Annotated in this window: 16 protein-coding genes; 5 read left to right on the forward strand and 11 right to left on the reverse strand. The window is 58.8% G+C overall.

Going from position 1 to position 16,069, the window contains the following annotated elements; genetic code table 11:
• Positions 1–14: 14 nt before the first annotated feature.
• The gene (locus ACU4F7_RS07335; protein WP_481638342.1) at positions 15–1,856 is read right to left on the reverse strand and encodes a DUF2264 domain-containing protein; all 1,842 of its coding nucleotides are present in this window, start codon (positions 1,854–1,856) and stop codon (positions 15–17) included.
• A gap of 198 nt (positions 1,857–2,054) precedes the next feature.
• Between ACU4F7_RS07335 and ACU4F7_RS07340 the strand changes: the two genes are divergently transcribed.
• Both ACU4F7_RS07340 and ACU4F7_RS07345 read left to right on the forward strand, forming a co-directional pair.
• Positions 2,055–2,906, forward strand: a complete 852-nt coding sequence (locus ACU4F7_RS07340; RefSeq protein WP_029592354.1) for a helix-turn-helix transcriptional regulator — start codon at positions 2,055–2,057, stop codon at positions 2,904–2,906.
• A gap of 41 nt (positions 2,907–2,947) precedes the next feature.
• On the forward strand, positions 2,948–3,808 hold the full coding sequence (locus ACU4F7_RS07345; RefSeq protein ID WP_481638343.1) for an alpha/beta fold hydrolase: 861 nt from the start codon (positions 2,948–2,950) through the stop codon (positions 3,806–3,808).
• 39 nt (positions 3,809–3,847) lie between these two features.
• Here the strand turns inward: ACU4F7_RS07345 and artJ are convergent, their stop codons facing one another.
• From artJ to ACU4F7_RS07375, 6 genes are all read right to left on the reverse strand, one after another.
• Entirely contained in the window at positions 3,848–4,579 is a 732-nt protein-coding gene (gene artJ, locus ACU4F7_RS07350) for an arginine ABC transporter substrate-binding protein ArtJ (protein WP_029592356.1), read from the reverse strand.
• A gap of 275 nt (positions 4,580–4,854) precedes the next feature.
• Complete coding sequence (gene artM, locus ACU4F7_RS07355) at positions 4,855–5,523, reverse strand: arginine ABC transporter permease ArtM (protein WP_024556044.1); 669 nt, start codon at positions 5,521–5,523, stop codon at positions 4,855–4,857.
• Positions 5,523–6,239: an arginine ABC transporter permease ArtQ gene (artQ, locus tag ACU4F7_RS07360; protein WP_029592357.1), complete on the reverse strand. Its 717-nt coding sequence runs from the start codon at positions 6,237–6,239 to the stop codon at positions 5,523–5,525. Before artQ ends, artM begins: the two co-directional genes overlap by 1 nt.
• Positions 6,240–6,247: 8 nt before the next feature.
• The gene (gene artI, locus ACU4F7_RS07365) at positions 6,248–6,979 is read right to left on the reverse strand and encodes an arginine ABC transporter substrate-binding protein ArtI (RefSeq protein ID WP_024556046.1); all 732 of its coding nucleotides are present in this window, start codon (positions 6,977–6,979) and stop codon (positions 6,248–6,250) included.
• A gap of 20 nt (positions 6,980–6,999) precedes the next feature.
• Positions 7,000–7,728, reverse strand: a complete 729-nt coding sequence (gene artP, locus ACU4F7_RS07370; RefSeq protein WP_029592360.1) for an arginine ABC transporter ATP-binding protein ArtP — start codon at positions 7,726–7,728, stop codon at positions 7,000–7,002.
• A 210-nt stretch (positions 7,729–7,938) separates the two neighbouring features.
• Positions 7,939–8,469 carry a lipoprotein gene (locus ACU4F7_RS07375; RefSeq protein WP_481638344.1) on the reverse strand — a complete coding sequence of 177 codons (531 nt, stop codon included), beginning with the start codon at positions 8,467–8,469 and terminating at the stop codon, positions 7,939–7,941.
• A 127-nt stretch (positions 8,470–8,596) separates the two neighbouring features.
• On the opposite strand from ACU4F7_RS07375, the gene ACU4F7_RS07380 reads away from it, so the two are divergent.
• Both ACU4F7_RS07380 and ACU4F7_RS07385 read left to right on the forward strand, forming a co-directional pair.
• Positions 8,597–8,920 carry a heavy metal-binding domain-containing protein gene (locus ACU4F7_RS07380; RefSeq protein WP_024556049.1) on the forward strand — a complete coding sequence of 108 codons (324 nt, stop codon included), beginning with the start codon at positions 8,597–8,599 and terminating at the stop codon, positions 8,918–8,920.
• Positions 8,917–9,747 carry an N-acetylmuramoyl-L-alanine amidase gene (locus ACU4F7_RS07385; RefSeq protein ID WP_481638345.1) on the forward strand — a complete coding sequence of 277 codons (831 nt, stop codon included), beginning with the start codon at positions 8,917–8,919 and terminating at the stop codon, positions 9,745–9,747. The genes ACU4F7_RS07380 and ACU4F7_RS07385 overlap by 4 nt, the downstream gene beginning before the upstream one ends.
• A 414-nt stretch (positions 9,748–10,161) precedes the next feature.
• On the opposite strand, the gene ACU4F7_RS07390 is transcribed toward ACU4F7_RS07385, so the two are convergent.
• From ACU4F7_RS07390 to poxB, 4 genes are all read right to left on the reverse strand, one after another.
• The gene (locus ACU4F7_RS07390) at positions 10,162–11,178 is read right to left on the reverse strand and encodes an NAD-dependent epimerase/dehydratase family protein (protein WP_029592364.1); all 1,017 of its coding nucleotides are present in this window, start codon (positions 11,176–11,178) and stop codon (positions 10,162–10,164) included.
• 93 nt (positions 11,179–11,271) lie between these two features.
• Positions 11,272–12,717 carry a DUF2867 domain-containing protein gene (locus tag ACU4F7_RS07395; RefSeq protein WP_481638346.1) on the reverse strand — a complete coding sequence of 482 codons (1,446 nt, stop codon included), beginning with the start codon at positions 12,715–12,717 and terminating at the stop codon, positions 11,272–11,274.
• A gap of 9 nt (positions 12,718–12,726) precedes the next feature.
• Positions 12,727–13,728 (reverse strand): low-specificity L-threonine aldolase, encoded by a 1,002-nt coding sequence (ltaE, locus tag ACU4F7_RS07400; protein ID WP_029592366.1) that lies wholly within the window; start codon positions 13,726–13,728, stop codon positions 12,727–12,729.
• Between the two features lie 37 nt (positions 13,729–13,765).
• Positions 13,766–15,484, reverse strand: coding sequence for a ubiquinone-dependent pyruvate dehydrogenase (gene poxB / locus ACU4F7_RS07405; protein ID WP_029592367.1), 1,719 nt, complete (start codon positions 15,482–15,484; stop codon positions 13,766–13,768).
• Positions 15,485–15,623: 139 nt separating this feature from the next.
• On the opposite strand from poxB, the gene ACU4F7_RS07410 reads away from it, so the two are divergent.
• Positions 15,624–16,055 carry a DoxX family protein gene (locus ACU4F7_RS07410; RefSeq protein WP_481638347.1) on the forward strand — a complete coding sequence of 144 codons (432 nt, stop codon included), beginning with the start codon at positions 15,624–15,626 and terminating at the stop codon, positions 16,053–16,055.
• The last annotated feature ends 14 nt before the right edge of the window (positions 16,056–16,069 follow it).

Genomic DNA, 16,069 nt, shown 5'->3' on the forward strand with positions numbered 1-16,069 from the left:
AGATGTTGTTATTTTCAGGAGTAAAGCGGCAAGGCAATGTCCTTATTGCCGGTGGCGAACGCCAGGCGCAGCGAGTGCGGTTCAATAATCAGGCGCGGTGCCTGCTGGCTATCAACAGGGGCTTCAACCCTGCCCGCCACCGCGCAGCACAGCCAGGTTAAGCCCGGCTCAATATCATTGTTAAGGCAGGGAATGGCGGCGCACTCAGCAAACATAATGCTGCTGTTGGGTGGCGTAATAACCGTTTCGGGCCGGCGGCAAAGCGTCGGAGAAATATCGGCAATGGCGCTGTAGCCATTGGGCGCGGCAACCATGGCGGCGCGATCCTGATGCTGTATTTGCGTCGCGCCGGGCCTTGAAATCACGGCGAAGCCGCCTTCAACGACCTGTAATTTACGCGCGCTTTCAATGCGATGAATTCGCACGTGCCCTTCCTCGCAAGGAACAAGCCAGGTGGAGATATGCACGTCCCGCCAGGGGGACCAGCGGGAGAAAATATGATCTTCGCCGGTAACGACCTCGTCGCACTCTCTGCGGCCCCGGTAGTAGCCATCCTCCTCGCTCAACAACAGCATGGAATCGCAGGCGGCGTGCTTAATGCCGTAACGCCCGCGCTCAATCGTAAAACCAAAGCGGCTCGAATAAGCGAACTTTGTATATTTCGCCTCGGTATTCACGTAGTTATTCAGCTCAAGCTGACCGGAGGTCAAAAGCCAGGCGTGGCGCGAATCCTCGCTGTGGACGACGATTTGTTGCGCCTCTTTAATCGCGCGCGGCGTGCGAAGCGGCGGTAGCGCCTCTTCCTCCGCCTGCCAGAAAGCGTGGCTCTGCGGCAACGCCAGCACCAGAAAGATCTTCAGCGCCCAGTAAGGCGAGCCTGGCGAATTATAATCTTCGCAGAACGCAAGGTTAGGGTAGGCGTAGCCGAGCGTCAGGATGCCGTCGCGGTCAAGAACAGGCTGCTGCTGCCACCAGCGCAGATGGCGCAAAACCAGCCCTTTCACAATGCCCGGCGTATAAACCTCCAGCTGCGAAAAGGCCACCGCGCTCCAGAACGCCGCCATGGCGAAGCGATAGGTCAGGCTGCGGCCAAAGGGAATGGAGGCGCCCCCGGCATCGGAGAAAGTGATAAAGTCCTGGGCGAACAGCCGCGCCCGCTCGCGAAGCGTTAGCGCCCGCGCCGCATCGTCATCTTTCATCAGCGTGGCGTAAATCAGGCCGTAAAAGTGAAACGCCATGGAGATGTAATAGTCCTTGGGGCGCCCCGGGCCGTCGGAATACCAGCCGTTGCCGAGATAATAGGCTTCCATTTTCGTAAAACGGCGCTCAATCACCTCGCGCCGCCAGGGCAGACCGGCGCGCTTAAAGCCCAGCTCGACCATAATGGCGAAGTAGTTCCAGTTGCTGTCCGGCATTTGCGCATCGCCAATCTGGCTTAGCCAGCGGTAGAGGTTGTCCCGCTCCCGTTCGTTAAAACAGTTGGTGAGCTTTTCCTGCAGCAGCGCCAGGCCCAGGCCATAGACCGCCATCTCCACCAGCCGCTGATCGTATGGCCCGGTCGCGCCCCAGTAACCGGGGTGCTGCGGGTCCGTACCGGCGCGGATCGCCGCCAGGTATTTTTCGCTCTCCTGCGCGCCTTCGCCGGCGGCCATGAGCGGAAACAGCCCCCACAGCGCGCGCGATAACCCCTCCATGCGCGCGATATCCGGTCCGTAATGGGCGCAGGTCGTCCCGAGCGTGATGCCGCTTTCGCCCGGCTCTAACTGCCCGTTCAGCGGTTTTAGCAATGATTTCAACAGTGTCGCCACGTCCTCGCGGCTGGCGAGCGGATTAGTATGCTGTTTCTCAACGGCCATGGTTCACCTCCTTGCACCGGCAGGCACCGGCAGAATGGGTGAAAGAATAGGTAAGCGGAGTGGGGGCTAAATGTTAGCTGCGTCACAGGGTCGCGTATTGCATAAGACAGCGTTTGAAAAAATTTAAAACTGTGGTTTATAAGTCGTGGCATTCGGCTAAAAGTTGAAATCTGTTGTCCTGTGCAAACGGAGCGTTTTGTGAAAATCCACTGCGAAAAATCACTGCTGGAGGCGGTCGCCCTGAACGACAGCCTGATCTCTTTCAGCAGGCTCTACGCGAACTCTATTCGCTATCATCACTGGCATCCTTGCCTTGAACTGCTGTTCGTGGAGGAGGGGTACGGCGTGGTCATGGTGGATAATCAGCAATACACAATGCGACCGGGCCGGCTGTTTATTTTTCCGCCGATGTCGCTGCACAAAGTGATGGTTGAGGAGAGCGAACGCGAGCGCTACCGGCGCACGGTGATTCACCTTGACCACCATGCGGCGCTCAGGCTGATTGCCGCTTTTCCCCTGCGTCAGGCTAAGCTTGAGCGCCTTAGCCAGCGCGGCGCGAAGGCGGCGGTGTTTGATTTCTCCGCCTCGCCTGCGCAACTTGAGCCCCTTTTCGCGCTCTACGATCCGCTGCTCTCCCGGGGCGGCGGCGAGCATGAGCACATTGCCTGCTTTGTGCTGCATCTGCTCAGCCTGCTGCCGGAAAAGCCCGCTTCGCCGCCGCAGGGCAGCAACATGCTCGCAACCCATGTGATGTACTGGATTGAGGAGAACTATGCGCGCAAATTCGATCTGGCCGAGGCGGCGGCCGAGCTGCAACGCTCGCGCAGCTATCTCTCCCGGCGCTTTCAGCAGGAGACCGGTGAAAAAATCCATGATTATCTGACCAGCTTTCGGCTGCGCAAAGCGTGCGAACTGCTGCGCCATCATTCGTATAGCGTGGCGGAAATTGCCGCCCGGGTGGGCTTCTCCGATACCACCTATTTCATCAGTTGCTTTCGCAAGAAGCTTGGGGAAACGCCGCTCCAGTACCGCAAAAACCAGGCGCGCTGACGCCTATACTCAATGCAGATGCGTTGCGAAGAGGGCAGGGGATGTTCGAAGGATTCATACATGAAAAGATAGCCGTTAACCACGCCACGCTGAACGTACGCTACGGCGGCAACGGCCCGCCGGTATTGCTGCTGCACGGGCATCCGCGCACCCATATGACCTGGTCGAAGGTCGCGCCGCTGTTGGCGAAGCAGTTCACCGTGGTTTGCCCCGATCTGCGCGGCTTCGGACAGTCTTCTGTGCCTGTTGATACGCGCGATCACGCCGGCTCCGCGAAACGAGCCAAAGCGCAGGACTGCGTTGAACTGATGCAAGCGCTGGGCTTCCCGCGTTTCGCCATTGTCGGCCATGACCGGGGCAGCTACACCGCGTACCGCGCGGCGCTCGATTTTCCCCACATCATCACGCGCCTTGCGGTGCTGGACAGCGTGCCGATTCTGGAGGCGCTGGAGCGCTGCAACGAAAAGTTCGCCCGACAGTGGTACCACTGGTTTTTCTTCGCGCAAAAGGATAAACCGGAGCGGGCCATTCTGGCCGACCCGGACGCCTGGTATGGCGGGCGGCCAGCGCAAATGAATGACGCCGAGTACGCCGATTTTCACCGCGCCATCCATGACCCGGCAACGGTGCACGGCATGCTTGAGGATTACCGCGCCGGATTAACGGTTGACCGTGAGCATGAGGCGGCGGACCGCGCAGCGGGACGTAAAATCCGCTGCCCGACGCTCTGCCTGTGGTCGGAAAAAGACGACCTGGTCGATCTCTATGGCGATGTGCTGGCTATCTGGCGAAACTGGGCTGACGATGTGCGGGGCGGGGCTATCCCGAGCGGGCACCATATGGCGGAGGAAGCCCCCGAAGCGCTGGCGCAAGCGCTGATGCTGTTTCTGCGGGAAAAATAAAGGCCCGCGTAGCGCGGGCCTTACCATGCGTGGTTATCGTTACTGCGGGAACCACTGGTCGCTGATTTTCTGATACGTGCCGTCCGCTTTAATGGCGGCCAGCGCGTCGTTCAGTTTCTTCAGCAGCGCCACGTTATCCGGGCGTACCGCAATGCCAAGGCCGGTGCCGAAATATTGCGGGTCGGTCACTTTGTCGGTCGCGGTGCCAAGCTGCGGGTTGTTCTTCAGCCATTCGTTTACCACAGCGGTATCGCCAAACACCCCATCCAGGCGACCGTTTTTCAGGTCGATAATCGCATTCTGGTAGCTGTCATACGCCACGGTTTTCACTTCCGGGTGCTTATCCTGCAGGTATTTCTGGTGCGTGGTGCCGTTTTCCATGCCGATGCGCTTGCCTTTCAGGTCGGCAAAGGACTTATAGGCGCCTTTTTTGGCGATAACCACGGCGGAGTTAGCGTAATAAGGGGCGGTAAACGCGACCTGCTTCTGGCGCTCCGGCGTAATATCCATACCCGAAATCACGGCGTCATATTTTTTAAATTTCAGCGACGGGATCAGGCTGTCGAAAGCGTGGTTGGTAAACGTGCATTCTGCCTGCATTTGTTTGCATAATGCTTTCGCCAGATCGATATCAAATCCGACAATCTGGTTGTTCGCATCCAGCGACTCAAAAGGAGGATAGGTCGCGGAAGAACCGAAGCTGATTTTTTCTGCCGCAGCGGCGTGGAATGCGGCGCCAGCGAGCATGGCGGCCAGAATGAGTTTTTTCATCGTGAAGCTCCCGTCTGTCAATCTTGTTTTATGTCACCGTTTGCCCGGCGTGAAAACACCATGCCATTTAATGAATTTATATGCAATAAAAATGTATAATTATTTTACATGCAACCCCTCTTCCTGGACGAGAGAGGGGGAAGATGGGGGCTTCGCTAAGGCGGGTCTGGGGATAAACGAGCTTTGAGTGGGGCGGGTAAGCGAAGCGCTACCCGCCAGAACGTCAGGAAAGGACACGGCGCAGCCAACGGCAGCCCCCTTCTGCTGAAAGGGGGTTAACTGCGGCGTTCAAACGCCAGCGCGCGGCGTTCAACCAGGCGCATCAGCAGCGTCAGCAGGCCGTTGACGATGAGGTAGATAACACCCGCCGCGCCGAACACCATCACGTCGTAGGTGCGTCCGTACAGCAGTTGCCCGTGGCCCATCACTTCCATCAGCGTGATGGTGTAAGCGAGCGAAGTGCTCTTAAACACCAGCACCACTTCGTTGGAATAAGACGAGAGCGCGCGCTTGAACGCATAGGGCAGTAAAATAGCGAGCGTGTCTTTCTTGCTCATCCCCAGCGCCCCGCAGGATTGCCACTGGCCTTCGGGAATCGCGCGGATCGCTCCGTAAAACAGCTGCGTGGTATAGGCCGCCGAGTTGAGCGAAAGCGCAATCAGCGCGCACAGCCAGGGCTCGGAGAGCAAATGCCACAGCGCCGGGTAATTCTGCAATGAAGGAAATTGCCCCGGTCCGTAGTAAATCAGGAAGATCTGCACCAGCAGCGGCGTGCCGGTAAAAAGCGTAATGTAGCCGCGCACAATCCACACAAGTACCGGCGTTTTCAACGTCAGGATGATGGTGAAGATAAGCGAAAGCAGCAGCGCGACGACAATAGAGGCCGCGGTCAGCGTCAGGCTGGTATGCAGCCCTTTGAGGAGCTCAGGTAAATAATCCAGCATTAGCCTGGTCTCCGTTCAAAACGCGTGGCGCGACGATCGATATGCCTGAGCACATACTGGCTGATAAGCGTAATAACCAGGTAAATCGCCGCTGCGATAATGTACCAGGTAAAAGGCTCCTGGGTGCGGGTGGCGATGCTTTTGGTTTGCAGCATCAGGTCGTTAACGCTAATCAGCGACACCAGTGCGGTATCTTTCAGCAGCACCAGCCACTGGTTGCCGAGGCCAGGCAGCGCGTGGCGCCACATCTGCGGCATCACCAGGCGAAAGAAAATCGCGGTTTTAGACAATCCCAGCGCCTGCCCCGATTCCCACTGGCCGACCGGCACCGCTTTAAGCGCGCCGCGCAGGGTCTGCGAAGCATAAGCCGAATAGAGCAGGGAGAGGGCGATAACGCCGCACAGGAACGGGCTGACGTCGAAATTCTCAATCTGCATCTGCACCGGAATTTGCGCAAACCCGAGGTTAATGTTGAAACCATCGGAGAGCAGGAGCAGCAGTTGGGAGGAGCCGAAATAGATAAACAGCACCACCAGAATTTCCGGCAGGCCGCGCAAAATGGTCACCAGCGCGGTGGCTATCCAGGCCACCGGCCGCCATTTCGCCGACTCCCAGACGGCGAAAATCATCGCCAGCACGAGGCCGATGATAAGCGCGCAAACGGCAAGGCCGACGGTCATCCCGGCGGCGCTTGCTAAAGGAAACATATCGTTCATTCAGGCGATTACTTCTGGAACCATTTTTTGTAGATGGCGTCGTAGGTGCCGTCTTTCTTCACCTTTTCCAGCGCAGTATTGAATTTCTGCTGCAGGTCGGTGTTGCCCTGACGTACCGCGATGCCAAGACCGGTGCCGAAATAAGCTTTATCCGTCACTTTGTCGCCCACGGCGGCCAGTTTCGGGTTCGCTTTCAGCCATTCGGTAACGACGGCCGTGTCGCCAAACACCGCGTCGATACGGCCGTTTTGCAAATCCAGCTTCGCGTTCTGGTAGCTGTCATACGGCACGGTAGTAATTTCCGGGTGTTTGTCGTTGATGTATTTCTGGTGAGTCGTGCCGTTCTGCACGCCCACGCGCTTGCCTTTCAGCTGTTCAAGGCTGGTAAATTTACCCTGCTGGCCGATGAACAGCGCAGAGTTGTCATAATACGGGGTGGTGAACAGCACCTGCTTCTGGCGCTCTGGGGTAATATCCATCCCCGCCATCACCGCGTCGAAGCGTTTAAACTTCAGGCTCGGGATCAGGCTGTCGAATGCCTGGTTGGTAAAGGTGCAGGTAGCGTCAATCTCTTTGCAGAGCGCGTTCGCCAGATCCACGTCGAAACCGACGATTTTATTGCTGGCGTCCATCGACTCAAACGGAGGATAGGAAGCTTCGGTCGCGAAACGAATGGTCTGTGCTGCGGTGGCGGAAAGGCTGACGCTGGCAAGCAGCGCGGCAAGTAATACTTTTTTCATTGTCATTTTCCCGATCTGCATCAGTGAGATAAGTAGTGTTTAAACGCATCGGTCTGCGGGTGGGTGAAGCAACTCGCATCCCCCTGTTCAATGATATGGCCATTTTCCATATAGACCACGCGGCTGGCGGTTTTGCGCGCCACTTCCACTTCGTGCGTCACAATCACCTGAGTAATGCCGGTTTGCGACAGCTCGCGAATAATGCTGACGATTTGCGCGGTGATCTCCGGGTCCAGCGCCGCGGTAGGTTCGTCAAACAGTAAAACCTGCGGCTCCATCATCAGCGCGCGGGCAATGGCCACGCGTTGCTGCTGACCGCCGGAGAGATGCAGCGGATAACGATCAACGTATGGCGTCAGGCGCAACCGCTCAAGCAGCTTGTCGGCGCGCTTGCGCGCCTCTTCTTTGCTTAAGCCCAATACGCGGCAGGGCGCTTCGATGAGGTTCTGCAACACGGTCAGGTGCGGCCAGAGGTTATATTGCTGGAAAACCATGCCCACATTCTGACGCAGCTCGCGAATCGCTTTATCGCCAGGGGCCTTTGAGAAGTCGAACCGGTTGCCCGCGATGTTGAGTTGGCCGGAACGCGGCATCTCAAGCAGGTTGAGTACGCGCAGCAGCGAGCTTTTGCCCGCGCCGCTTGGACCAAGCAGCACCAGCGTTTCGCCCTGCGGACAATCGAGGGTGATATCAAACAGCGCCTGATGAGCGCCGTAATAACAATTAATGCCGTTTAGTTGAATACTCATGCGTAGCAGTTGAATAGCAATTGAGACCGCGAATAGTATCGCCAGCAGAATAGTTATGCAATATTTGTGCGTTAAAACTTAAAATCATCCAGATAACCGCTTTAAACTTAGCACAAAATAGCGGGGCGGGTAGGAGGCAAGGATAAATGTCGGCGTAACGGCGCTAAGCCAGACTATTTACATGAACCTCTGTCCGCCCCCGCAGGCCGCTTAACGATGCTCCAGCGACTGGCGCAGCGTGCCGGAAGGGGCATGTACGGCGCCGCCCAAATAGCGAACGTCATCTACCGCCCAGCACTGGCCTTCGCGGATCATCAGCACTTCATCCCGCCATTGCTGGCTCCCCTGGTTGAAAACCACGCGCAGCGGAATATTGCGCGCATCGGTATTGGGGATGCGGGAAGCGCTGTCGATCTTCGCGGTTTGCGCGGCGTCGGTGCGGCTGGTGAAAGGGTCGCTGCGCAGGAAAGCATTTTGCGGTTGGTTCTCACGGCTTGCGCTCTGCAACTGTTCATAAAGCGAATCGCTTAAGTAAGGGCGCAGGGCGCTAAGATCGTTTAACCCCTGGCTGCGATGCGCGATGCGATAGTCGTAAAATTGCTGCGCGACGGCGTCGGGGCCGCCTTGCACACAGGGTCCGCTGCGCGAGCCAATATCCTTGAACGCCGGAGTGACGGGAGTGGTGCAGGCGCTGAGCATCAGAGCGCAAGGCAGCGCTAAAAACAGAGCGGAATGGCGCATTTTCATTTCCTTATTCTCGTAAGCAGGACTACGTTTCTTGTCACAGGACATTTTTAGCATAGCGTATCGTCGCCAGTTTGCGTCTGGTATTGTCTGCTAACGCATTGATAGCCAAAAGGAGAAACCCATGCAATTTTCCACCACCCCTACGCTTGAAGGACAGGTCATCGTTGAGTATTGCGGCGTGGTCACCGGAGAGGCGATCCTCGGCGCCAACATCTTTCGCGACTTTTTCGCCGGCATTCGCGATATCGTCGGCGGCCGCTCCGGCGCCTATGAAAAAGAGCTGCGCAAGGCGCGGGAAATCGCCTTTCGCGAACTGGGCGAACAGGCGGCTGCCCTTGGCGCGGACGCGGTGGTCGGTATTGATATCGACTACGAAACCGTGGGCAAAGAGAGCAGCATGCTGATGGTGAGCGTCACCGGCACGGCGGTGAAAACCCGTCGATGAAGCGTTTTTGTTGGCCGCTTATTGTGGCGGCGCTGCTCGCAGGGTGCGCGGGCGAAAAGGGAATACTCGATCGCGGCGATTATCAAGTGGATGTCCGGCGGCAGGCGCAGGCGGCGTATCCGCGCGTAAAAGTGCTGGTTATTCACTATACGGCGGATGATTTCGACAGCTCGCTCGCCACGCTTACCGACCGCAACGTAAGCTCGCATTACCTTATTCCCGCCATTCCGCCGGAAAAAAGCGGCAAGCCGGTTATCTGGCAACTGGTGCCGGAGCGGGATCTCGCCTGGCATGCGGGCATCAGCTACTGGCGAGGGGCGACGCGCATTAACGATACCTCTGTCGGCATCGAGCTTGAAAACCGCGGCTGGCGGAACGTGGCGGGGCAGAAACGCTTCACCCCTTTCAGCGCGCCGCAGATAGCGGTGCTGGCGAAACTCGCCCGCGATATTATCCAGCGCTACCAGATTAACCCCGCCAACGTGGTAGCGCACTCTGATGTTGCGCCGCAGCGTAAAGACGACCCGGGCCCGCTCTTTCCCTGGCGGCAACTGGCCGCCCAGGGCATCGGCGCATGGCCGAATTCAGACCGCGTCGCTTTTTACCTGGCGGGCCGTGCGCCTTATGAACCGGTGGCCGAAGCTGAACTGCTGACATTGCTCGACCGCTATGGCTACGAGGTGAAGCCGGAACTGACCGACGCGCAGCGCAAGCGGGTGATTACCGCGTTCCAGATGCATTTTCGCCCGGCGCGGTACGATGGCCTGGCGGATGCCGAAACTGAAGCGATAGCACAGGCGCTGCTGGAAAAATATGGGCAGGGGTGAGCGTGCGGGAAGTGAAGGCGATGTTCGCCGCTGCGCTTATCCGCCTTACCTGTTAGCGGCATATATTCGGGTGCGGTGAAGGGTGACGTTCGCCAGAGTACGGCTTACTTATGTCAGCTTCCTTTACGCGAACGTGTTAAGGGCGCGCTGTCCCTTTATCCATCCCGGCTCCCGGCGCCTACCCGGCCCATCCATTGGCCTCGCCCCTTTGGGGCCAGTGCTCCCGGCATTTTTGAACAACCGGTGCGGGCCGTCCGCCCTGAAAAAAGCCGTGGCGATTTTGAGGCCGGATGAACCACATCGTTGACTGTTTGAATAAGAAAGTGAGGGTGATGAGGCGGTAAAAACAGAAATAAGCTTTGTATTTTGTCGGGTGGGTAAGCGCAGCACCCGCCTGGCGCTGCGCCATATTGCTTATCCCCGGTGCAGCTTTCCGTGATCCCGCAGCCAGAAGGCGGTGCGTTCAATCCCTTCATCCAGCGACACCACCGGCTGATAGCCAAGCTCCGTTTCGGCGCGGCGGATATCCAGCGTAAAGTCAAAATTCAGCTTCGATACGCCGTAGTGGGTTAGCACCGGCTCTTTGGCCGCTTTGTTGCCCATGCGCTCCAGGCTTCGCGCAACCAAATCGAGCATCGGGTAGGGCACCGAGCGAATGCGGCAGCTTATTCCCAGCGCGTCGATAAGCTTTTGTACGATAACCCGCAGCGGGCGAGGTTCGCCGTTGGCGATGTTATAGGCCCGGCCGGAGGCGAGCGTATCGCATTCGCTGCTGCTGGCGAGCCACATCGCATGCACCGCGTTTTCATAGTAGGTCATGTCCACCAGCGCTTCGCCGCCGCGCGGCAGCAGCACGCTGCCATAATGGCGCATCATCTGCACCAGACGGGGAAAGAAAACGGTATCGTGCGGCCCGAACAGGCTTTGCGGGCGCAAAATGGTGAAGCGCGTTTGCGGGTTGGCCTGCGCCAGCAGGTGAATCACTTCCTCGCTTGCCGCCTTGCTGCGAGCGAACTCGTTGGCATAGCGCGCCGGGCGAAAATCTTCCTGAATGTCCAGGTGATGGTGATAGTCAAAATAGAGCGCCGGAGAAGAAAGATGCACAAAGTTGCGCACGCCCCAGGCGACAGCCCACTCGCCCAGACGGCGGGTGGCGCGCACATTCGCGAGATCGAAAACCTCCTGGGTGCCCCAGGGCGCGGTAAAGCTGGAACAGTGCCACAGCGTGTCGATATCGGCCAGCATCACTTTGGCCTGCGAAGAGACCAGATCCGTCAGGTCAGCATGGACAAACTCCGCGCCCATCTTGGTCAGCAGCTTGCCCATCGCTTCGTTGTTGCCGGTAGCCCGAACGGTAAGGCCTTTACGACGTAAAAACTCGACCGCGTTTCGGCCTAAACCGCTGGTGGCGCCCGTGACCAGTACCTTCATGTCGACTCACTGTGCAGAAAAGATTGTGCCGCGCATTCTTCCGTTAAATCCGCCGCTATGCAATGGGATAAGCGTAAGAATCCGCATGCAGGCTTATGTTTCAGAAGTTATTCGTTCCGCTCGCCGCGCAATCTGCTGCGCCATACCGCGAAAGATAAACAGGTGCGCCGGAAACATCGCCAGCCAGTAAAGCAGCCCGGCCATGCCGTGCGGATGCCACCAGGCGCGTACGTCGAGCGTGCGGTAGCTTCCCTTATCACGCAGCGTAAAAACCAGCCGCCCCAGCCCTGGCGCTTTCATTCCGAAAAGCAGCGTCAGCTGGGCCTGCGGCTCGGCCACCAGCACGCGCCAGCTGTCCACGGCGTCGCCGGTTTGCAGATAAGGGCGAGCAGGGCGGCCGCGAGGAAGCCGGTGGCCCGCAAGCAGGTCAAGCGCGCCCCGGATGCGCCAGAGAACATTAGCAAAGAAATAGCCCTCCCGCCCGCCGATGCGGTTAACCACTTCCCATAACGCGCCGAGGCTTGCGCAGGTGTGCACCGTATGACCCGCCTGCTTTGGATAATAGCCGTAGTCAGCGCGCCAGCGGGCGCAAGCCAGCGGATCGTCGCCCCAGTCGTCGCGATTAGCCAGCTGCGTCTCTTTTTCGAGCGTGGCGCGCACGGCCTCGTCAAAACTTATCAACCGCTGGGGGATGAGCTCACGCAGCGCCCGATCATCCGCCAGCAGGTCATGCTTTAACCCCTGGATTAGCGCCCGGGCGATGTAGGGCGGGACGGACGTAATAGCGTTCAAAAACCAGACGGAGATCCAGCTTGTCGGCAGCGGCAAAGGGATAAGCGGACGGCGCTGTCCGCTTATCGCCATAAAGCGTTCAAACTGTTGCTGATAACTCAGTACCTCCGGCCCGGCGGCTTCGAAAACCCGATGGACGGCGGCGGGACGATGTAATAGTTCAAGCAGGTAATGGAGCAAATTCTCCAGCGCAATCGGCGTGGTGCGTGAACGAACCCAGCGCGGCGGCGTTAATACCGGCAGGTTGTGCACCATATCGCGCATCACTTCAAAAGCGGCTGAACCGGCGCCGACGATGATTCCGGCGCGCAGTTCTGTCACCGGGACGCCCGCGTCGCGCAGAATATCCGCCGTCATCTGACGGGCGCGCAGGTGATCGGAGGGCGTTTCGCCCGGCGGCGTTTGCAGCGAGCTGAGGTAGATTATCTGGCGCACCGGCGTTTCGCGTAGCGCGTCGCGCACGTTGAGCGCCGCCTGGCGTTCATGGGCGATAAACGCTTCGCCTTCGCCCATGCTGTGCACCAGGTAATAGAGCGTATCTACGCCAGCGAGCAGGGCGGGGAGCCCTTTCGGCCACTGCAGATCCAGCGTGTGGCAGGCAACGCCCGGGAGAGCGAGTCTCTCCAGCGGTTCGATATGCCGGGCCGCAGCGCGCACCGGATAACCCGCCGCGCTCAGACGACGGGTGAGGTGCTGGCCGACATAGCCGCTGGCGCCCAGCACCAGCACAGGCTGCGGCTCGTGCATAGCGTTTCCTTAGCGGCTGAAAAAAGCCTGCCAGAGGCGGACCACTTCGCCGAGCTGGTCCCGGTTAACGTCCAGATGGGTTACGAGGCGGGTGACGGGCGCTGCGCTGATGAGCACGTCATGCGCCTTCATATACTGGCCCAGCTCCGCCACACGCTCCTGCGGGACGCGCACGAAAAGCATGTTCGTATCCTGACGACGGACATCGGCGCCCGCTTCGCGCAGCGCGCCGGCAAGCCAGGCGGCGTTGTCATGGTCTTCTTTCAGGCGCGCCACGTTATGCTCCAGCGCATAGAGGCCTGCCGCCGCCAGAATGCCCGCCTGACGCATGCCGCCGCCGGTCATTTTGCGCCAGCGGGTTGCGCGCTTGATGTAGTCGCGGTTGCCGAGCAACAGCGAACCCACCGGCGCGCCGAGCCCTTTTGACAAACAGATAGTAAAAGTGTCGCAGTAGCGGGTCACTTCTTCCAGCGCGCAGCCGTAATCCACCACCGCGTTGAAAATACGCGCGCCATCGACGTGCAGCGCCAGGTTGCGCTCGCGGGTGAATTCCCACGCCTTCTTCAGGTAGTCGCGCGGCAGCACTTTGCCGTTGTGAGTATTTTCAAGGCTTAAAAGCCTCGTACGGGCAAAGTGAATATCGTCCGGCTTGATTTTCATCGCCACTTTATCAAGCGGCAGCGTGCCGTCCGGATCGGCCTCAATGGGCTGCGGCTGGATGCTACCGAGCACCGCCGCGCCGCCGGCTTCATAGAGATAATTATGGGCAAGCTGGCCGACGATATACTCTTCGCCGCGCTCGCAGTGGCTCAGCAGCGCCACCAGATTGGCCTGCGTGCCGGTAGGCAGAAACAGCGCCGCCTCTTTTCCGCTCAAGCGTGCGGCATAATTTTGAAGTTCGTTAACGGTAGGATCGTCGCCATAAACGTCGTCCCCGACCGGGGCGGCCAGCATGCGCTCCAGCATGGCGCGGCCCGGGCGGGTGACAGTATCGCTGCGTAAGTCAATCACGGCATTTCCTTTTTCAGGGAAGGGAGATGCCTCTTTTTTACCGGAACCAGTTGGTTTTCGCCAGTTCGATAACTTCGTCGCCGCGCCCGTTAATAATGGCGCGCAGCATATAAAGGCTGAAGCCTTTGGCCTGCTCCAGTTTGATCTGCGGCGGCATCGCCAGCTCCTCTTTCGCAACCACCACATCGACCAGAACGGGACCGTCGATAGAGAAGGCGCGCTGCAGGGCTTCGTCCACTTCCTCCGCTTTCTCTACGCGAATGCCCGTTATGCCGCACGCCTCGGCGATGCGCGCAAAGTGGGTGCTGTGCAGTTCGGTGCCATCCGTCAGGTAGCCGCCCGCCTTCATCTCCATCGCGACAAAGCCGAGCACGCTGTTATTGAAGACCACGATCTTCACCGGCAGGTTGAGCTGCGCCAGGGTGAGGAAATCGCCCATCAGCATGCTGAAGCCGCCGTCGCCGCACATAGCGACGACCTGGCGGCCCGGCGCGGCGGCCTGAGCGCCGATAGACTGCGGCATGGCGTTGGCCATGGAGCCGTGGTTAAACGAGCCGAGCAGGCGGCGTTTGCCGTTCATTTTCAGGTAGCGCGCGGCCCAGACGGTGGGCGTGCCGACATCGCAGGTAAAAATGGCATCGTCCGCCGCGTAATGGCTTATCTGCTGCGCCAGATATTGCGGATGAATCGCTTTGTCGCCCGGCTTCGCCAGATCGTCAAGCCCTTCACGCGCCTTGCGGTAATCCTCCAGCGCCTTGTCGAGAAAACTGCGGTCGGTTTTCTCTTCAAGCAACGGCAGCAGCGCCTGCAGCGTGGCTTTCACATCCCCCACCAGCGCCATGTCCACCTTACTGTGAGCGCCGATGCTGCCGGGGTTAATGTCTATCTGGATGATTTTCGCATCCGTGGGGTAGAAGGCGCGATAGGGGAACTGCGTGCCGAGCAGCACCAGCGTGTCGGCGTTCATCATGGTGTGGAAGCCGGACGAGAAGCCGATAAGCCCGGTCATGCCGACATCGTAAGGATTGTCATACTCGACATGCTCTTTACCGCGCAGGGCGTGCACAATGGGCGCTTTGAGCGTCGCGGCGAACTGCACCAACTCTTCATGCGCGCCAGCGCAGCCGCTGCCGCACATCAGCGCGATATTGCTGGAATAGCGCAGCAGCTGCGCGAGCTTCTTAAGTTCAGCCTCTTGCGGCGTGATAACCGGCTGCGGCGCGCTGTACCAGTGGGTGCTCGCGCCATCCGGCGCCGGGCGCAGCGCGATATCCCCCGGCAACACCACAACGGACACGCCCCGGTTGATAATCGCTTTGCGCATGGCGATAGCGAGCACCTGGGGGATCTGCTCCGGCGTACTCACCAGCTCGCAATAATGGCTGCATTCACGAAACAGCTCCTGCGGGTGCGTCTCCTGAAAATAGCCGCTGCCGATTTCGCTGGAAGGAATATGGGCGGCGATAGCCAGCACCGGCACATGGTTGCGCTGGCAGTCGAACAGGCCGTTGATTAAATGCAGGTTGCCAGGGCCGCAGGAACCAGCGCAAACCGCCAGCTCGCCCGTCAGCTGCGCTTCGGCGCCTGCGGCGAAAGCCGCCACCTCTTCATGGCGCGTGGACATCCATTCAATAGTTTTCATGCGGTTAAGGCTGTCGCTTAAGCCATTCAGCGAGTCGCCGGTCACCCCCCAGATGCGTTTTACACCTGCCTGTTCAAGCGTTTTTGCAATGTATGCAGCCACTGTCTGTTTCATCGTTACTCCCTGAAGTGAATGTGATACCGCCTGAAAGCTTAGTTCATTTCGCTGGCAACCCCGGATGAAAACCCTTAATTTCGGTAAGGTTTAACCGTAACGGTTAATAAAATAATGATGAACGAAATCAGGGGGAAACATGACTTCAGCACTTGCGGCCTTTAACCGGGCCCTGGATAAAAACGATGCCGGAAAACTGCTGCTGCGCCTGGCGGTAGGCGGGTTAATGCTGTTTCACGGGCTGCATAAGTTGTTTGACGGGGTAGGCGGCATACAGAGTTTGCTGGCGGCCCACGGGCTGCCGGAATTTATCGCTTATGGCACGCTGGCAGGCGAGGTTGCGGCCCCGTTGCTGATTGTGCTGGGAATCCTGACCCGCCCGGCGGCGTTGCTGGTGGCGTTTACCATGATTGTCGCCTGGCTGCTGGTGGGGTTTGATAAAACCTGGATGCTGGATAAAACCGGCGCCTGGGCGATAGAGAACATTGTCTATTTCTTTATCGGCGCGCTGGCGGTGGCCTGCCTGGGGGCTGGGCGGTATTCGCTGGCGGGGAATGCTGGCTGGCGGTAAAGAAAAGGCTCCGT

It is taken from the genome of Franconibacter pulveris (genome assembly GCF_056780215.1).

Excerpts from the sequence above, each read along its gene's own strand:
- artM (WP_024556044.1), bottom strand. The coding sequence starts at position 5,523 with ATGCTGGATTATTTACCTGAGCTCCTCAAAGGGCTGCATACCAGCCTG.
- artQ (WP_029592357.1), bottom strand. The coding sequence starts at position 6,239 with ATGAACGATATGTTTCCTTTAGCAAGCGCCGCCGGGATGACCGTCGGC.
- ACU4F7_RS07390 (WP_029592364.1), bottom strand. The coding sequence starts at position 11,178 with ATGAAGGTACTGGTCACGGGCGCCACCAGCGGTTTAGGCCGAAACGCG.
- artI (WP_024556046.1), bottom strand. The coding sequence starts at position 6,979 with ATGAAAAAAGTATTACTTGCCGCGCTGCTTGCCAGCGTCAGCCTTTCC.
- poxB (WP_029592367.1), bottom strand. The coding sequence starts at position 15,484 with ATGAAACAGACAGTGGCTGCATACATTGCAAAAACGCTTGAACAGGCA.
- ACU4F7_RS07380 (WP_024556049.1), top strand. The coding sequence starts at position 8,597 with ATGCAATTTTCCACCACCCCTACGCTTGAAGGACAGGTCATCGTTGAG.
- ACU4F7_RS07375 (WP_481638344.1), bottom strand. The coding sequence starts at position 8,469 with ATGCGCCATTCCGCTCTGTTTTTAGCGCTGCCTTGCGCTCTGATGCTC.
- ACU4F7_RS07385 (WP_481638345.1), top strand. The coding sequence starts at position 8,917 with ATGAAGCGTTTTTGTTGGCCGCTTATTGTGGCGGCGCTGCTCGCAGGG.
- artJ (WP_029592356.1), bottom strand. The coding sequence starts at position 4,579 with ATGAAAAAACTCATTCTGGCCGCCATGCTCGCTGGCGCCGCATTCCAC.
- ACU4F7_RS07345 (WP_481638343.1), top strand. The coding sequence starts at position 2,948 with ATGTTCGAAGGATTCATACATGAAAAGATAGCCGTTAACCACGCCACG.
- ACU4F7_RS07410 (WP_481638347.1), top strand. The coding sequence starts at position 15,624 with ATGACTTCAGCACTTGCGGCCTTTAACCGGGCCCTGGATAAAAACGAT.
- ACU4F7_RS07395 (WP_481638346.1), bottom strand. The coding sequence starts at position 12,717 with ATGCACGAGCCGCAGCCTGTGCTGGTGCTGGGCGCCAGCGGCTATGTC.
- artP (WP_029592360.1), bottom strand. The coding sequence starts at position 7,728 with ATGAGTATTCAACTAAACGGCATTAATTGTTATTACGGCGCTCATCAG.
- ACU4F7_RS07335 (WP_481638342.1), bottom strand. The coding sequence starts at position 1,856 with ATGGCCGTTGAGAAACAGCATACTAATCCGCTCGCCAGCCGCGAGGAC.